This window comes from Acinetobacter sp. 40AMC3-4 (assembly GCF_049898185.1).
Taxonomy (GTDB): Bacteria; Pseudomonadota; Gammaproteobacteria; order Pseudomonadales; family Moraxellaceae; genus Acinetobacter.
The window spans coordinates 72,503-87,548 of record NZ_JAFCXG010000009.1 but is presented as its reverse complement, the minus strand read 5'-3'; the positions used below and the strand labels follow the sequence as shown (position 1 = coordinate 87,548).

The following is a 15,046-nucleotide window of genomic DNA, read 5'->3' as shown; positions in this document are numbered from 1 at the left end:
CTAAAATTATTTGCTATACATCGGTCTATTGTCATTTAAGCGCATGATGCCGCGAATCGCCCGATACACAATCCAGATCCAGGCCAAAACCACCACCACTAAACAGAACGCGGATGCACCAAATGCGACCCCTGCAAACAGGTTAGGATCTTCACCGGTAAAGAACAAAAAGAAAAATGGAATAAAGGCGACGATATTCCAGAACAGATACCACCAGAAACTGCGGATCTGCCAGGTAAAATGGCTTTCAAAGATGGAACCGCGCACATCGTGCCGTTTCACATAGTTAATGATCAACGCCACAAGAGCCAGCAGGCCAGCACTAAAAATGGCCACAATATATAAAATGTACAGTGCAAAAGTCAGTGTGCGGTTTGAATCTTTATCAATGGAATAGTTCACGTCCCCTCCTAGTACTTCCCCCTAGATATTTAAACTATTCAATGGGGAAATTAGCCATATAATCAAAATGATGTTAAAGACTATGGTACAAAAATATATCTGCCGGAAAGGTTGTTTTTGTGTTTTATGCCGTAATTTCTGCTGTGCCAGCCATGCTGCTGGCCAGCCGCCCAAGAAAGCCACCAGATGCAGAGTATTTTCCGGAATACGGCGATTACCCAGCTGTGCCGCTTCCTTATCTTGCGCATAGAGCCAGTAGCTGAGCGCATTCATCAGGCTGACCAGCAACAACACCAGTCCACTCAGTAAACTACCCAAGGTCAAAGCCACCAGAAAAAGAATATAGAGCACACAGGCAATCTGCATCGGCTGTAATTTCTGTGTCTGCTGCGACTTGGACGGTTTGAATTTTACTTGCAGACTTTTGGCTTGTGCTGCTTTCAGGTACATCACCTGCTGCGCGCGATAACGGCCGCGTTCATCCAGAATGACCAGATAATCCAGCGCACAGCCCACGATTGGACGTGGGCCAGGCTTGGCAAAATCCTTGATATGCAGAAATACGCGATCTTTGGCGGGGTCACTGGGCTGAATGAAACCATAGCCCTGATCATCAAACCATTCCACCAAACGTCCCTGATCGCGCATATCCCTATCCCTTTTGATTTGATTGTTTAAGCGGTGACGAATTTTAAGCGTTCAATTAGCATATTACGCATTTCATCCGGATTTTTTTGCAAAATATCTTCGCCAGTACGGCCTAATGCTGCATTACGCTGTGCTACCTGCAGACGCATCATCCAGAACCGTCCCGCAGCCATAGCCAGATATAACTCCAGGCAGGCGCGTTCATCACTGGTTAAAGGACGAATCGTTTCATAGGCATTTAAAAAAGCAATCGCTTTTTCTTCATTTAAGACCACGTCAGGATATTCGGTACAGAAGTCATTTAAAGTGATGGCGATATCAAACAACCATTCATCTTTATTCAGCTCATAAAAATCCAGAATGCCATTCAGCTGATCGCCTTCAAATAAGGTATTGTCACGGAACAGATCTGAATGAATAAAACCGCGTGGACGGTCCGGATATACCGCCGTCAACGCCTCATATAAACCTAATAATTTGCCAAGCAAGACTTTATCAGCCGGACTTAAACTTGGTTTGATTTCTTGAGAAACGGCCAGCCAATAGGCATGATCACGCACAAAATTACGTTCTAATTTAAAGTCTTTGAGTGCCACATGCATTTTCGCCTGAGCGATGGCAATTGCCTCAACTTGCCCAATGGTAGATGGCATGGGATGTTCACCCATCAGGCGCGGTGCAATCTGTGCCGGTTTATCTTTAATGCTGTGAATCGCTTTGCCTGAATGCGATAAAGGCACCGGAACAGCCAACCCGGCCTGCCCCAGATGTTCCAGAACCGGAACCAGTTCGCCTGCCGCCTGCTCATCCATATCTTCAAATACGGTCAGCACATATTGCTGGTCTTCGCAGACTAAAAAGTAGTTGGTATTTTGAATACCGCCTTGAATGGGAATCAGATCAATCACCTTTAAACCATAAGGCGCCGCAAAATCCTGAACTTCCTTTAAAGTCAAAGTGGTATAAACCGACATAGAAAACCTGCGAAAAAACTTACATAATTTTGCTAGAATACCGTTTCCATCTGCCAAGGTGTAGCGCTTGCGTGGGTGAGTTTCATAATCGGCTGTAATAATTGGAAAAATTTATGCTAGCTAAACGTATTATTCCTTGTCTGGACGTGGATAACGGCCGCGTGGTCAAGGGTGTCCAGTTCCTTGATATTCGTGATGCGGGTGACCCGGTCGAAGTGGCGCGCCGTTATAATGAACAAGGTGCCGATGAAATTACTTTCCTTGATATTACCGCTACACATCATGGACGCGACACGACTTACCGCACAGTAGAACGCATGGCTGAATCGGTTTTTGTACCTCTGACTGTCGGTGGCGGTGTACGTAAAGTCGAAGATATCCGTCTATTACTCAATGCCGGTGCAGACAAAGTCAGCATCAACTCGGCTGCGATTTATAATCCCGAGTTTGTGCAGGAAGCGTCTCAACGCTTTGGCGCGCAGTGCATCGTGGTTGCAATTGATGCCAAAAAAACTGGCGACCACAAATGGGAAATTTTCACCCACGGTGGCCGTAAAGAAACCGGGATTGATGCGATTGAATGGGCTGTGAAAATGGCTGACTTCGGCGCAGGTGAATTACTGATTACTTCGATGGATGCAGATGGCACCAAAGCCGGTTACGACATTGCCCTGATGCGTGCCATCAATGACCGCGTCACGGTACCGACGATTGCTTCTGGTGGTGTGGGTAATTTACAGCATTTGGCGGACGGCATTATCCATGGTGGTGCTGATGCAGTACTGGCAGCTTCAATTTTTCATTTTGGCCAGCACACCATTCCGGAAGCCAAAGCCTATATGGCAGCCCAAGGTATTGAAATGCGCCTTTAAGCCGTTTTAGATGATGATTTAATTAAAGAGTGTTTTTATAAACACTCTTTTTTTATGCCTTAAATAAAACAACACAGCAAATACGGGACAAAAAAAAGGAGTCTTTCGACTCCTTATAAAACCAAGATAAGACTACAGCACTTGGTATTCAAAATAACTCATTACACCCAGAAACATTATCAGTATGAGGCTTTGCTCACCGACAGGAGCAAATATAAGTGAAATCCACAGGACAATATTGACAATACAATCGTATTTTATTGACAAATCACGACAAAGCCCTATTTTACTCCATAACCTGCGTATTTAACTGCTTCATTACCGTATTTTTTGCAGTATTTTTTGTCATTTTAGAGGAAGCATCGGCCGATTTAACCGGAAAATATTGCGCTGCCCAGCGGTTCAGTTTTTCCGAGATCGGTGCAGGCAAGCTCAAACCTAAAGGATTCTGTTCCTGCAAATCTGCCGAGGAAATCACCCGGGTCCCGAGTAGATAGTCAAACCAGGGCTTGGTGACGCACCAGTTGGCATCCTGATTACTATTCATATGATGATCATAATGCCAGGGTAATTTCTTTTTGGCCCATTCCGGTTCCAGATGAGCCCGGCGATGTAAATAATAATAGTTGCCTGCACTATACAGGGCGGCCAGTGACATGCCTTTGGAGAAGGGATAAAAACTGAGTCCAAAGACGGTCGCAACGACTGCCAGTGAGGCAATTTCATTGCGGGTACGCCAGTTGTCCAATCCTTCTACATAGCCGAAATCGGAAAATTCCGTTTTTCGCACAATCCGGTGATGCTCCCAATGTGAGCGCATACTCTCGGGTACCGGACTATAACGGCTCTGTCCCGGCTGGTGAACACCATGCAATACATATTTATGTGCAAACCATTCAAATCCATTTGCGACGACAAGTCCTGCCAGAAAACCTTTCCACATAATCTTTTACCTCTTGGTCTATTTTTAATATAGGCTAAATAAAAGACTAGATATTGACCAAAATATTCAATATGATTGACAAAATACGACAAAATAAAAGAATTAAAAATGCTGGTTCTAAAAAACTACGTAGGTTCAGTATACGGTGGTTTAGGACATTTACTTTTGGACTATTATCAGTTGAAACAGCTTGAAGTCCCTGAGAAATTATTGGCCATTCAAAATCTGGAACGCTTTGATTTCGCCTTGTGGCGTGATCTGTTAACGACACTTGATCAACAGCTGCAACGACCGGCTTTAGGCTTGGAAATCGCCCAACTGGTTGAAGCTAAACACCTCGGTATTATTGGCTATCTGGCACTCTCAAGTGAGACCTTGGGTGAAGCCTTTATGCGCTATCATGATTATCATCGTCTGATTTATGATGGCGGCCCACTTCAGCTGCAATGGCAAGGCGATTATCTGTCGATTGGCTGGGTTGAAGTTCCCTTTCATCTGAATACCCAACTGACCGATGAAATCGCGATTGCGCTAATGACGGAATTCGTAAAAGCTAATGTTCAGAACCCGCACGTGGTTCAGTTATATGAAGTGCATTTCCAGCATGCAATGCCTAAAAATATTGTACTCTATGAGCAGTATTTCGGCTGTAAAGTCCGATTTTCTCAAGCCAGAAATCAGGTATTAATGCATGTCAGTGAACTGTCCAGACCACTGAAACAGGGCGACCAGACCTTGCAAAAACTGCTGATGCAACAGGCCAAAGCATTATTAGAAAAATTCCCGTACTCCACTCTGGTAGATCAGCAGCTGCAACAGGCGATTCTAATTGGCCTGCAAAAAAACCTGTTCCAGATCAAACATATTGCCGAGCAGATGAATTTTTCCGTGCGTCAGTTACAACGCCATTTACAAAAACAGGGCAAAACTTATCAGCAATGTATGCAGGAGATTCGCTGCATGCTGGCTATGCAATATCTGAAAGATCCGCACTTGAGTTTGCAGGAGACTGCCATGTTACTGGGTTATTCTGAACAAAGTGCGTTTCAGCGTGCCTTTAAGCAATGGACCCAGCTGACACCGCAGCAGTGGCGCCAACAGAATATGCCAGCTGCTTAAACTACCAGCATGTTCGTTTGATATACGGGCTTCAAGCAGGGTTGACGATTTTAATCCCTGTCCCCTATCACCTGATGATAGATAGAAAAATAAGGAATTAAAATATGGGTAGATATCTTCCCGAATTGCTCGGCACGTTCTGGCTGGTGTTTGGAGATATTGTGGGAGCAGAAAATTAGGCTTTTTAATAAAAACCCTCTAAAAAGCCAGGATTTCCAAATACCATTTTTCTGCATGTTTCACATGGAGCATGCAGATCATCGCGCTTAAAAATGCTTATAAAAATGGATTTTCAATTTCATCCAGATCATCACGCTGAATTTTTTCTGGCAAGTCCTGCGTGTTTTCCAGTTGTTGTACCACATCATTCAGAAAAGCCTGCAAGGCTTTGGCCACTTTCAGTCCCTGCTGATCCTTGGTGATTTGCAAGTTGCCATACAGGCTGACGCAGTCCAGATCATTTTCCAAAGTCAGATCATGAATGGCATGGGATTCGCTGCCATTTTCAAACGCTTTAAACATATCTTCTTCACCTGTCTTTGTTATTTGTCCATGAACGTCTGATGTCGATGCTACCCGAATCCCAGTTTTTTCAGCAAGCTTATTTCAACAGCTGCAAAATATATTGCAACAAGGCATCAATCAGCTGTTTCACGATGGCATCTTGCGTCGCGTTGTCTATCGTGCCGCCAGTCGCAGAGGAGGTCGAACTGCTTGAACCGGAAGACTTAAACTCGCGTTGCAGTGCCTGCAGGTTTTCTTCGGAAACCTCTTCGGCACACTGGCTTTCTGCATCCCAGTTGGAATATTCGATTTTCTGGTTGGCTTTTACGGCATTTCCGGTCAGTGGCAGCTTATAGGTATTGCGTTTCTGTTCTTCGGTAAGCTGCGGGAATAGGTTAATTCCGAGCTGTTCTTCCAGATAGCAGACACTGACAATACGCACTTTGAGCGAATTATCATTCGGTGCATAGTAAGCACCAATGGCACCGGTTTTCGGCATATAAACTGCCTTATAGACCGCGGTCGGCACAATCACGCCATTGCCAATGGTTTTCAGCTTCTTCCCGGCAAAGACCGGCCCGGTCACCACATAGACATCCTGTTTCTGCTTGGTCACAATGGCACGGGTGGCTTCTTCCAGCTCACGCCAGACTTGCTGATTATTCTTGGGCGCTTGCGGCACCATATTGGCCAATGAAAAACTGTCAGACTGCGCAGCCTTGTTAGGCATATCCGCATTCGGTGCCATATGACCACGGTCATAACCTGAACCGCGATAATCCGCCAATGTGGCACGATGCTTCGCACTGACCCGATCTTCTTCATGGAAATTATCTTCACGGGGAATTTTCTGGCTTAAGCGTGCTGGCGTTAAGGCTTCTGCAACCCAAAGTGGCGTTTTAGATACCCCGGAATAACCGACATTAAAGCCATTAAAACACAGTGAATAGCTGTCTTTTTTCAGACTGTCTTTCATCGAATATGGCGGCACATCCCGATAAAATTGGTTCAGACAGGCAGAATCACTGGAAGAGGATAGTGACACCCACTGACTGATTTTTTCCTGGCCAAAAGCGATGGCGAAGCTACTCGAAGCCACCACGCCCAGAATGACTTTAATACTATTATCATTTAAAAACTGAAAAAAAGAGTTCTTGGATTTACGCTGCTTCTTGGCCATTCTTACACGTACTTTTTAGATCAATACAGATTTTGACCGAGCTTAACAAGCTGTATAAGTGAAGTATATCTTGGCTCTACCATTCGTTTACTAAATAAACAATAAGTATCTAAAACCCCAGCTAGTTGTAACAAACTGTCTAATTTTATTTCTTTTTAAATGAGGTTTCTCGGTGTTTGCGTAGCTTTGTTTGGCCCAGTGGATTGAGTATGTAAAGCTAACGGCCTATCTCAATTCGTAAAATTATTAGCAATGGTGTCAATCATGAATTCCAAACTCTCTAAAGCATTAGGTTTAGGATTATTCACAAGTGTGATCAGCGTAGCGGCATTTGCCGAGCCACCAGTTCAACCAGGTGAAACACTTGAAAGCTTGTCTAAAGCTAAAATTAGTACCAAGGTGAATGGTCAGGAAGCCTCTTTAGAAAGCTTGGTGAATTCTGGTCAGATCCGTCTGGTCGATCCGCGTGCAGCAGCACCGCAACCAGCCATGCCAAACACACAAGCACCAATGCCCAATGATCCAGCAATGACTCAGGCACCAAATTCAGGTACTGTTTCTCCTCAACCACCTGTCACAGAACCAGGTATGAATGAAGCAGAGGTGCCGGCCAATCTGGTTGAACCAGCCACTGAATCAGAAGTAGAAGCCAGCACGTCTATGACGACGCCTCAACAACAACCAACACTGGAAGAACAACAAGCAGCTGTACCAGCAATGTCTGAAGAGCAACAGCAAGCAGCTATTGCTTCAGAACAACCGATGCCTGAAGCACAGCAACAAGCGGCTGTGACTGAAGCAGATGTGAGCAATGAACAAACTGAAATTGCAGCTCAATCTGATGCAGAGCCAGTACTGATGGAAGAACCTTTGAATGCTGCGCCTGAAGTGCCGGCTGCGGTAGAACTCGAACAATAATCTGAAACTCATTTATTTATTGTTTCTCTCATAAAAAAACCAGAGTGTGCCTCTGGTTTTTTTTATGCTTTTTATTTTATTTACATCTGAATCTGGGTGCCCAGCTCGACCACACGGTTGGGTGGAATTTGATAGAAATCACTGACCGGACTGGTATTGCGCTGCATAGAAATAAACAGCTTTTCCCGCCACGGTGCCATGCCCTCACCCACAGTATGCATAATCCGTTCACGTGAAATAAAGAAACTGATCTGCATCAGGTCATATTCAAAATCCCATTGCTCATAGGCCTGTTGTAAAGCTTCCGGAATATTCGGCTGATCCTTAAAACCATAATAGATAAACACCCGGTAAAAATGCTCACTCAGTTTTTCCAGTTCAATCCGGTCCTGCCTGTCAACAAAAGGAATATCCCGGGTAATCACCGTCAACATGATATTGCGTTCATGCAAGACCTTATTGTGCTTAATATTATGCAACATGGCATGCGGAACAATATTTGGTGTACCGGTCAGGAAAATGGCATCGCCTGGCACAAACTTGGTGCCTTCCCCCATCGAAATACTTTTAATAAACAGATCAATCGGCAAGGCATCCTGTTCCAGCCGGTTCAGTACCAACGCACGCCCGTCTTTCCAGGTCATGAGAATCGTAAACAGTACCGCACCAATCAGAATTGGCACCCAGCCACCCGAAGCGATTTTCAAGGACGTTGAGGCCACAAAGACTAAATCCAGTGCCAGGAATGGTACAGCAAATAAAGCTACTTTCCAGACCGGCCAACGCCAGAAGCCATAGGCCAGAATCGAGATCAAAATGGTGCCGCAGAGCATGGTCATGGTCACCGCAACGCCATAAGCACTGGCCAGATTGGCACTATTTTCAAACAGTAAAATCAGGATCAGCACCGAGATAAACAACATCCAGTTAATGAAAGGCAGATAAATCTGGCCACGCTCCAATGCAGAGGTATGCTTGACTGACAGGCGCGGCAAATAACGCAATTGAATGGCTTGATTGACCATAGAAAATACCCCAGTAATGACCGCCTGTGAGGCAATCACCGCCGCTGCAGTCGCCAGTCCAATCATCGGAAATAAGGCCCAGTCTGGCAGCAGCATATAGAAAGGATTCGCCAGAGCTTCAGGACTACGCAGTAACAAGGCGCCTTGCCCGGCATAATTCAGCAATAAACATGGCAAGACAATAATGAACCAAGCCAGACGAATCGGCAGACGGCCAAAATGCCCCATATCGGCATAAATCGCTTCACCACCAGTCATGGTCAGAATGACCGCCCCCATGGTCAGAAAAGCCACATAAGGCTGGTCAACTACAAAATGATAGGCCCAGTAGGGATTCACCATCCAGAGTACAAATGGGGTCTGAATAATACTCCACAAACCAAAACCGCCAATCGACAAAAACCAGAGCATGGTTAAAGGCCCAAAAAACTTGCCCATGGTAGCTGTGCCGTGTCGCTGAACCATAAACAGTCCAGCCAAAATCCCGATGGATAAAGGCACCAGCCATTGATTGAAAATGGGTGTGGCAATACTCAGGCCTTCAATGGCTGAGAGCACGGAGATTGCCGGGGTGATAATCCCGTCACCGAAAAATAGCGATGCGCCGACAAAACCCAAAGCGATCAGGAATATTTTCTTTTGATCAGAGATTCGTGTGGTACGCAGGTTTAATGCCAACAGTGACATGATCCCGCCTTCGCCGTTGTTATCGGCACGCATGATTACCATGACATATTTAAAGCTGATGGTAAGCATCATGCACCAGAAAATCAGGGACAGGATACCGAGTACAGAAGCTTCGCTAATGGCGAGATGTGCGGTAAGGAAGCATTGGCGCAGTGCATACAGCGGACTGGTACCAATATCTCCGAAAACGACCCCAAGCGCAGCCAGTGTAATCACCGGGAGAGCTGCCTTTTGTGCAGTGCTTTGCATATATTGTCTTCGTTTTTTAACAAGCATTTTTGCGAATCATAGCACCGCATTAAAAGTTTTTCTGCAAATCAATTGTTTCAGCTTGGCACAGCTGGTTTTTTTCGCTATTATCCTCGGCCTATGGTGAGGTGTCCGAGTGGCTGAAGGAGCACGCCTGGAAAGTGTGTAAACGTTTATAGCGTTTCGAGGGTTCGAATCCCTCTCTCACCGCCAGAATTTAAAAACCCGAATCACATGATTCGGGTTTTTTTATATTTAATTTTATCCATCATCTGATTAGCAAAAAAAATCATCTGCTTAGATCTTAAAATATTATTATCCATCGCCTTATGCAAATCATTGAATTGATATCAATCCTTGTTCATAAAAATCTGTTGCAGCTCAATGCTTAATCTCAATTTTATTTTTTAAAATTTTCATTTTTCATCAGCCAAAAAACTGATGAATTGTGTAGTTTTTGTACGCCATTCATTTCAGGTTTTTATTTATGTGTTCAAACAAAAAACTGGCACAGAAATAGCTTAATTTTATTGTCATCAAAGCTATGTTATGTTGCTTATAAATCAACTAAAAGGAGAATAAAAACCACAGGATAGAAAGAAATAACCAAGTGAACCGGGCCATTCAAATTTGAATTTAAAAAATAGATACACTGCTATTCGGAGAGCGAACATGAATAACAGCGCAAACTATGCCAAACAGATTAAAAATGCAAAACGTGGCGGTTATACCCCGACCATTGCCAAGGACATCAATAAACATAAAATTCAAAAAGCCTTGAGACTCATCGAACAGTGGAGAAGCCTCGCTCAAGAACTCAAACCTCAAATGCAGTTTGATATGGCCTTTACTTTAGAGGAATGTGCACAAGAATTAGATCGTATCCTGAAAAACAGATAACTTATAACCGACTCATATCCATAACCAATCCTGTGCTTTCACCCTCGCCCATATCTGCACATATGGGCCATTTCTTTGCGCATAGCCTAAAACAGAACTTTTCATCCATCCGGTCAAAATAAACAAATCCTGCCGAAACAGTTTAAACGGTTATTTTTTGGCTTGCGTGACCAAAAAAAATCTGTAAAATGCACTCCACCATGCCGGCATAGCTCAGTTGGTAGAGCAACTGACTTGTAATCAGTAGGTCCACAGTTCGAATCCGTGTGCCGGCACCATATCTTAGCCTCGCTTTTTAGTGAGGCTTTGATGTTTCTGGGTTTTGGTATTTTCAGCTGAGTCTTCTTGCACTTTCTAGTGCTTCGATTGTGCCGTCACTTGCACATATCTCACAATCCCTTCCTGATATAATTTTCGGCATAGTTTCGCTGTCATCTGAATTTTAAAATGATCCAGTTTTGAACCTTGAGCCTGATCATCTGATGCTTTTGAATTCAAAGTTTTTTGCACATAATCCGCAAAGCCTGAAAATACCGGCTCGGACAGATCCTGAATCTGGATATTTTTAAATTCAAAACGATCCAGACAGGCATATAATGCACCCACTGTCATTAAATCTTTTAAATTCACATCGGCAGATTTCAATAAAAACTGATATTTACGCCGTTGTAATGCATTTAAATTTTCCCAACGCTCGGACAAAACCAGATGATGAAAACCAATCCGTGCATTTGAATTTAAAACACTACGGATCTGCTCCAAGAATAAAGGCACAGGACTGTGATAAGCCGCATCCAGACACAGCACCACATCAAAACGCTGGGAAAATGGCAATTCTTTTAAACGCAAAAATGACGCCTGATAAATGGCATTCAGTTCTGGCAGATGTTGCTGAATATTAGCTACACAAGCAGCCTGCAGCTCAACCCCCGCCAGATATTGCACCTGATAGTGTTGTTGCCAGTACAGCAAACTTGCACCCTGACCGCAGCCTAAATCCAGCAGTTTATCTTTTGAATTTAAATTTACAGTTTGTGCAAGGTGATCGGTGAGCATACGACAGGCAGCCGCATAATCCTGCTGACCTGCTTGCCAATACCCTAAATTGCTCCAGGGCAATTGCGCATGATCGCCCAACACAGCGGCATCAATTGCATACTTGTGCTGGGGAAGATGCTGACGCAGTGCCTGAAGCCATTGCATGGATTAATAACCCAGTTGCGGAGCAACCTCAACCACAGGTTTTAAACCCTGAAATGGTAAAGGCGCACCAAAGATTTCTGCAATCTTCATCGCTGAGGTCACTGCCGATTCCAGAATCGGCAAACCGTCACATGACCATGAACCGCAGAAGAAGACCTTACGGTTGGCATCCAGATGACGTTGCTGCAATTCCTTATTCAGTGCCACCGTATTAGCATCGACGACTGCACGCGTCAGCATGACCGATTTGATCACTTTCTTCGGATCAATCTCGGTTACCGGACGCCAGGTCTGAAACACGGCCGACTTGCCAACCAAAGAAGGTTCAATCGAGTTAAGCCACACGGTAAATTGCTGACGAGTAAATTTACGGTCCATCATATAGCTGAGTACGGCCCAGTCTTTACGTTTTGGCGGCATTACGCTGGCATCGGTATGAATCACCAGTTCGCCTTGTTCGAATTTGAATTTCTTCAATAATTCAATTTCACTGGCGAATTGTACCGGATCCAGGAACTCCTCAATTTTGGTGGTCGGTGTCGCGACAATCACCCGGTCAAACAGTTTTGAATAACCGGCCGCATTTTCAACTTTGACCTGATCGCCCTGCTCTTGTACCAGTGTAATTGCTGAACCGTCTTCAATCTGAATGCCTTCAATCAGCTTATCGACCAACGCTGGTGTACCGCCTTGCAGACGCAGTAACGCATCGCCATCGGTTAATTGACGCAGAAAAATTAACAACGGTTTAGCTGGCCATTCACCAATGGTTTTCGGATTGCAGGTACAGATGGTATATAGCACCGGCATCACCGCACCGTGCCAGAACACTTCTTCAATCTCGTTACGATTGATAAATTCTGCCAGGCTGATGTCCTGATTTTTCGATTTAAAGAATTTGGTTAATGCAACTTTTAACTGTAACAGGCCTTTGACCAGACGCCAGCCATACTGCTGCAGACCTTTACGGTTGTTGATAATCGGGATATTGCCAATTCGGCTGCGCGATGTGGTCAGCCAGGTTTCAGTTTTATCTTCAAATAACCAGCTGCAGGCCATATAGGTCCGCACCGGATAAGTTTTAATGCCCAGATGTGTGGCTAGACTCAGGGTGTTTTTCCACAGATAGGGGTTCATCACACGTAAAGGTGCGTCAATCAGGCCCCCTTCAAATTCAAGGCTATGACTGTCCATGCCGCGACCTGGAAGTGCTTCAAAAATCGTGATGTGATGCCCTGCGTCCTGGAGAATTCTGGCTGTAGCCAGTCCGGCCATGCCACTACCAATTACTGCGATATCCAAACTGATCATCCGTCATTGAAAAACTACAGAAATTATGTACCATGCGCCAATCAAACAGGTTATTAAAATCTTCCAGAATATATGTTTTTCGTAAAGGCCTTTTTGTTCAATTTCACCTGCTTTTTATTCATTTTTCTGCCTTAGTTAAAATTCCATCAAATCTAAGATTTTATTCATATTTTTATCTAAAAACTTGAAAATTCGCTTTAAAAACAAATAATTTAATTAACCATTTTTATAATCCTTGGTTGACAAATACTTTTTAAATACCTATGATTCGCAGCATAAGAAAACCATAAATTCATCCGGTTCCATTCAGATGCGTTTATGCGAAAATTGTTTAAAACGACAAGAAACTACAGCGCCTTATAAAATAAAAGCCTCTGCGAAAGCAGAGGCTTCTTTGTTTTCAGGCCTAGTCAATCATTCAGCATGGTATTGCGCTTACTTGATTGCCTCGCATAAGCCGCTTAAAAAGCATAGAGTGCAATTCCTCAATTCTCATTTTGTTCTCAAATAGAAATCAAATGGCATGATGTTTTTGTCTAGAATTCATAAATCTCTAAACTAAAAAAATAAAAAATCCAGCAACTTATGCTGGATTTTTTGCTTCAAAGAACTAGGTTTGAATTAGATTTTACCCACCAGGTCGATTGACGGCGCTAGTGTTGCTTCACCTTCTTTCCATTTTGCCGGACAAACTTCACCTGGGTGCGCATGTACATATTGTGCAGCTTTCACTTTACGAAGAAGCTCTTGTGCATCACGGCCAATACCACCCGCGTTGATTTCAATGATCTGGATTTTACCTTCTGGATCAATCACGAAAGTACCACGATCTGCCAGACCTTCAGCTTCAATCAATACTTCGAAGTTTTTAGACAAAGTCCAGGTTGGATCACCAATCAATGGATACTGGATTTTACCAATCACGTCAGAGGTATCATGCCAAGCTTTATGGGTGAAATGAGTATCGGTAGACACGCCATAGATTTCTACACCCATTTTCTGGAATTCAGCATACTGATCAGCAAGATCGCCTAATTCAGTTGGACAAACAAAGGTGAAATCTGCAGGATAGAAAAACACCACTGACCATTTTCCTTTCAGGTCTTGCTCAGAAACTTCGATGAACTGACCATTGTGGTAAGCAGTTGCATTGAATGATTTGATTTCAGTATTGATTAAACTCATGAGATATTTCCTCTGGCTTATTTCTGGGATTGCTTATCTTGTGAAGCTAGAATACGAAAAATTTCAAAATAGGTAAAACCGCAAGTTTTTATAAAAATGATCGCTTTTTTAGATCATTAATTTCTATTAGTATTGTTAATCTCATTTATTTTCTCGATGCAGAGTTGTGCTGATCAAAAGCAAGATAATGCTTTAACACTTATGATTCTTCTAATAAGTCGGGCTTTATGCAAACTCAATACCAATCTTCAAGACATAAAAAACCCACCGCATTCAGGTGGGTTTTAATGATGATTTACCGTTCTAATAGATCAAAATGGAAGGTCATCATCTAGATCTGCTGCAGGTGCTGCTGTTGGAGCAGGTGCAGATTTCGGCGCAAAACCACTCGGATTATTGTTGCCATAACCGCCGCCCTGGTTGTTGCTAAAACCGCCTTGCTGTGGCGCTGAACCATAACCTGATTGCGGGTTATTGCCATAACCACCCTGGTTGTTGTTCGCCTGATTATTGTTATTAAAGCGTGGCTGGTTAAAGCTGCTCTCGCCCTGATCGTTTTGAGGACGGCTAGAGTCCAGCATCTGCATTTGCTCACCACGGATTTCTGTCGTATAGCGTTCCTGACCATTCTGGTCAGTCCACTGACGGGTACGTAATGAACCTTCAATATATACTTTTGAGCCTTTACGAAGATATTGCTGCGCAATTTCACCTAAACGGTTATGCAACACGATACGGTGCCATTCCGTTTGTTCTTTACGTTCACCGGTACTTTTATCTGTCCACGAATCGCTGGTTGCGATCGAGAATTGAGTGAGAGAGCCACCATTTGCAAAAGTTTTGGTTTCCGGATCTTTACCCAAAGTACCCACTAAAATAACTTTATTTACACCACGCATTTGCCGTTTACTTCCTATATATTTCTG

15 protein-coding genes and 2 tRNA genes are annotated in these 15,046 nt (G+C 43.8%); 6 read left to right on the top strand and 11 right to left on the bottom strand.

Annotation, left to right across the window (positions count from 1 at the left end; all coding sequences use genetic code 11):
* Window positions 1-6 precede the first annotated feature (6 nt).
* From ACP7BU_RS11475 to ACP7BU_RS11465, 3 genes are read right to left on the bottom strand one after another with little or no spacing between them, the layout of a single operon-like run.
* Window positions 7-402 (bottom strand): DUF4870 family protein, encoded by a 396-nt coding sequence (locus tag ACP7BU_RS11475; protein ID WP_004278660.1) that lies wholly within the window; start codon window positions 400-402, stop codon window positions 7-9.
* A gap of 21 nt (window positions 403-423) precedes the next feature.
* Window positions 424-1,050 (bottom strand): DUF1294 domain-containing protein, encoded by a 627-nt coding sequence (locus ACP7BU_RS11470; RefSeq protein WP_425879942.1) that lies wholly within the window; start codon window positions 1,048-1,050, stop codon window positions 424-426.
* 26 nt (window positions 1,051-1,076) lie between these two features.
* Window positions 1,077-2,024, bottom strand: a complete 948-nt coding sequence (locus tag ACP7BU_RS11465; RefSeq protein ID WP_409651568.1) for a homoserine kinase — start codon at window positions 2,022-2,024, stop codon at window positions 1,077-1,079.
* Window positions 2,025-2,137: 113 nt separating this feature from the next.
* On the opposite strand from ACP7BU_RS11465, the gene hisF reads away from it, so the two are divergent.
* Window positions 2,138-2,896: an imidazole glycerol phosphate synthase subunit HisF gene (gene hisF / locus ACP7BU_RS11460; protein ID WP_004647284.1), complete on the top strand. Its 759-nt coding sequence runs from the start codon at window positions 2,138-2,140 to the stop codon at window positions 2,894-2,896.
* A gap of 286 nt (window positions 2,897-3,182) precedes the next feature.
* On the opposite strand, the gene ACP7BU_RS11455 is transcribed toward hisF, so the two are convergent.
* Window positions 3,183-3,839 carry a hypothetical protein gene (locus ACP7BU_RS11455; protein WP_005245791.1) on the bottom strand — a complete coding sequence of 219 codons (657 nt, stop codon included), beginning with the start codon at window positions 3,837-3,839 and terminating at the stop codon, window positions 3,183-3,185.
* Between the two features lie 108 nt (window positions 3,840-3,947).
* On the opposite strand from ACP7BU_RS11455, the gene ACP7BU_RS11450 reads away from it, so the two are divergent.
* On the top strand, window positions 3,948-4,958 hold the full coding sequence (locus ACP7BU_RS11450; RefSeq protein WP_425879943.1) for an AraC family transcriptional regulator ligand-binding domain-containing protein: 1,011 nt from the start codon (window positions 3,948-3,950) through the stop codon (window positions 4,956-4,958).
* 276 nt (window positions 4,959-5,234) lie between these two features.
* On the opposite strand, the gene ACP7BU_RS11445 is transcribed toward ACP7BU_RS11450, so the two are convergent.
* Both ACP7BU_RS11445 and ACP7BU_RS11440 read right to left on the bottom strand, forming a co-directional pair.
* On the bottom strand, window positions 5,235-5,480 hold the full coding sequence (locus ACP7BU_RS11445; protein WP_005105385.1) for a hypothetical protein: 246 nt from the start codon (window positions 5,478-5,480) through the stop codon (window positions 5,235-5,237).
* A 79-nt stretch (window positions 5,481-5,559) separates the two neighbouring features.
* Complete coding sequence (locus ACP7BU_RS11440) at window positions 5,560-6,642, bottom strand: DNA/RNA non-specific endonuclease (protein ID WP_425879944.1); 1,083 nt, start codon at window positions 6,640-6,642, stop codon at window positions 5,560-5,562.
* 264 nt (window positions 6,643-6,906) lie between these two features.
* On the opposite strand from ACP7BU_RS11440, the gene ACP7BU_RS11435 reads away from it, so the two are divergent.
* Window positions 6,907-7,560, top strand: coding sequence for a hypothetical protein (locus ACP7BU_RS11435; RefSeq protein WP_004278668.1), 654 nt, complete (start codon window positions 6,907-6,909; stop codon window positions 7,558-7,560).
* A gap of 80 nt (window positions 7,561-7,640) precedes the next feature.
* On the opposite strand, the gene ACP7BU_RS11430 is transcribed toward ACP7BU_RS11435, so the two are convergent.
* Window positions 7,641-9,521 (bottom strand): potassium transporter Kup, encoded by a 1,881-nt coding sequence (locus ACP7BU_RS11430; RefSeq protein ID WP_005105382.1) that lies wholly within the window; start codon window positions 9,519-9,521, stop codon window positions 7,641-7,643.
* A 122-nt stretch (window positions 9,522-9,643) separates the two neighbouring features.
* Between ACP7BU_RS11430 and ACP7BU_RS11425 the strand changes: the two genes are divergently transcribed.
* The 3 genes from ACP7BU_RS11425 (at window position 9,644) to ACP7BU_RS11415 (ending at window position 10,699) form a co-directional block, all read left to right on the top strand.
* A tRNA-Ser gene (locus tag ACP7BU_RS11425) sits at window positions 9,644-9,734 on the top strand.
* Window positions 9,735-10,193: 459 nt separating this feature from the next.
* On the top strand, window positions 10,194-10,421 hold the full coding sequence (locus ACP7BU_RS11420; protein WP_004647282.1) for a hypothetical protein: 228 nt from the start codon (window positions 10,194-10,196) through the stop codon (window positions 10,419-10,421).
* A gap of 202 nt (window positions 10,422-10,623) precedes the next feature.
* Window positions 10,624-10,699: transfer RNA gene (locus ACP7BU_RS11415), tRNA-Thr, on the top strand.
* Between the two features lie 76 nt (window positions 10,700-10,775).
* Here ACP7BU_RS11415 and ACP7BU_RS11410 read toward each other — a convergent pair.
* From ACP7BU_RS11410 to ssb, 4 genes are all read right to left on the bottom strand, one after another.
* Complete coding sequence (locus ACP7BU_RS11410; protein ID WP_425879945.1) at window positions 10,776-11,624, bottom strand: SAM-dependent methyltransferase; 849 nt, start codon at window positions 11,622-11,624, stop codon at window positions 10,776-10,778.
* A 3-nt stretch (window positions 11,625-11,627) separates the two neighbouring features.
* On the bottom strand, window positions 11,628-12,935 hold the full coding sequence (locus tag ACP7BU_RS11405) for an FAD-dependent oxidoreductase (RefSeq protein WP_004647280.1): 1,308 nt from the start codon (window positions 12,933-12,935) through the stop codon (window positions 11,628-11,630).
* A 621-nt stretch (window positions 12,936-13,556) separates the two neighbouring features.
* Complete coding sequence (gene ahpC / locus ACP7BU_RS11400; protein WP_005105379.1) at window positions 13,557-14,120, bottom strand: alkyl hydroperoxide reductase subunit C; 564 nt, start codon at window positions 14,118-14,120, stop codon at window positions 13,557-13,559.
* 311 nt (window positions 14,121-14,431) lie between these two features.
* A complete protein-coding gene (ssb, locus tag ACP7BU_RS11395; RefSeq protein WP_005245776.1) occupies window positions 14,432-15,019 on the bottom strand; it encodes a single-stranded DNA-binding protein in 588 nt (195 codons plus the stop codon).
* Window positions 15,020-15,046: the final 27 nt, after the last annotated feature.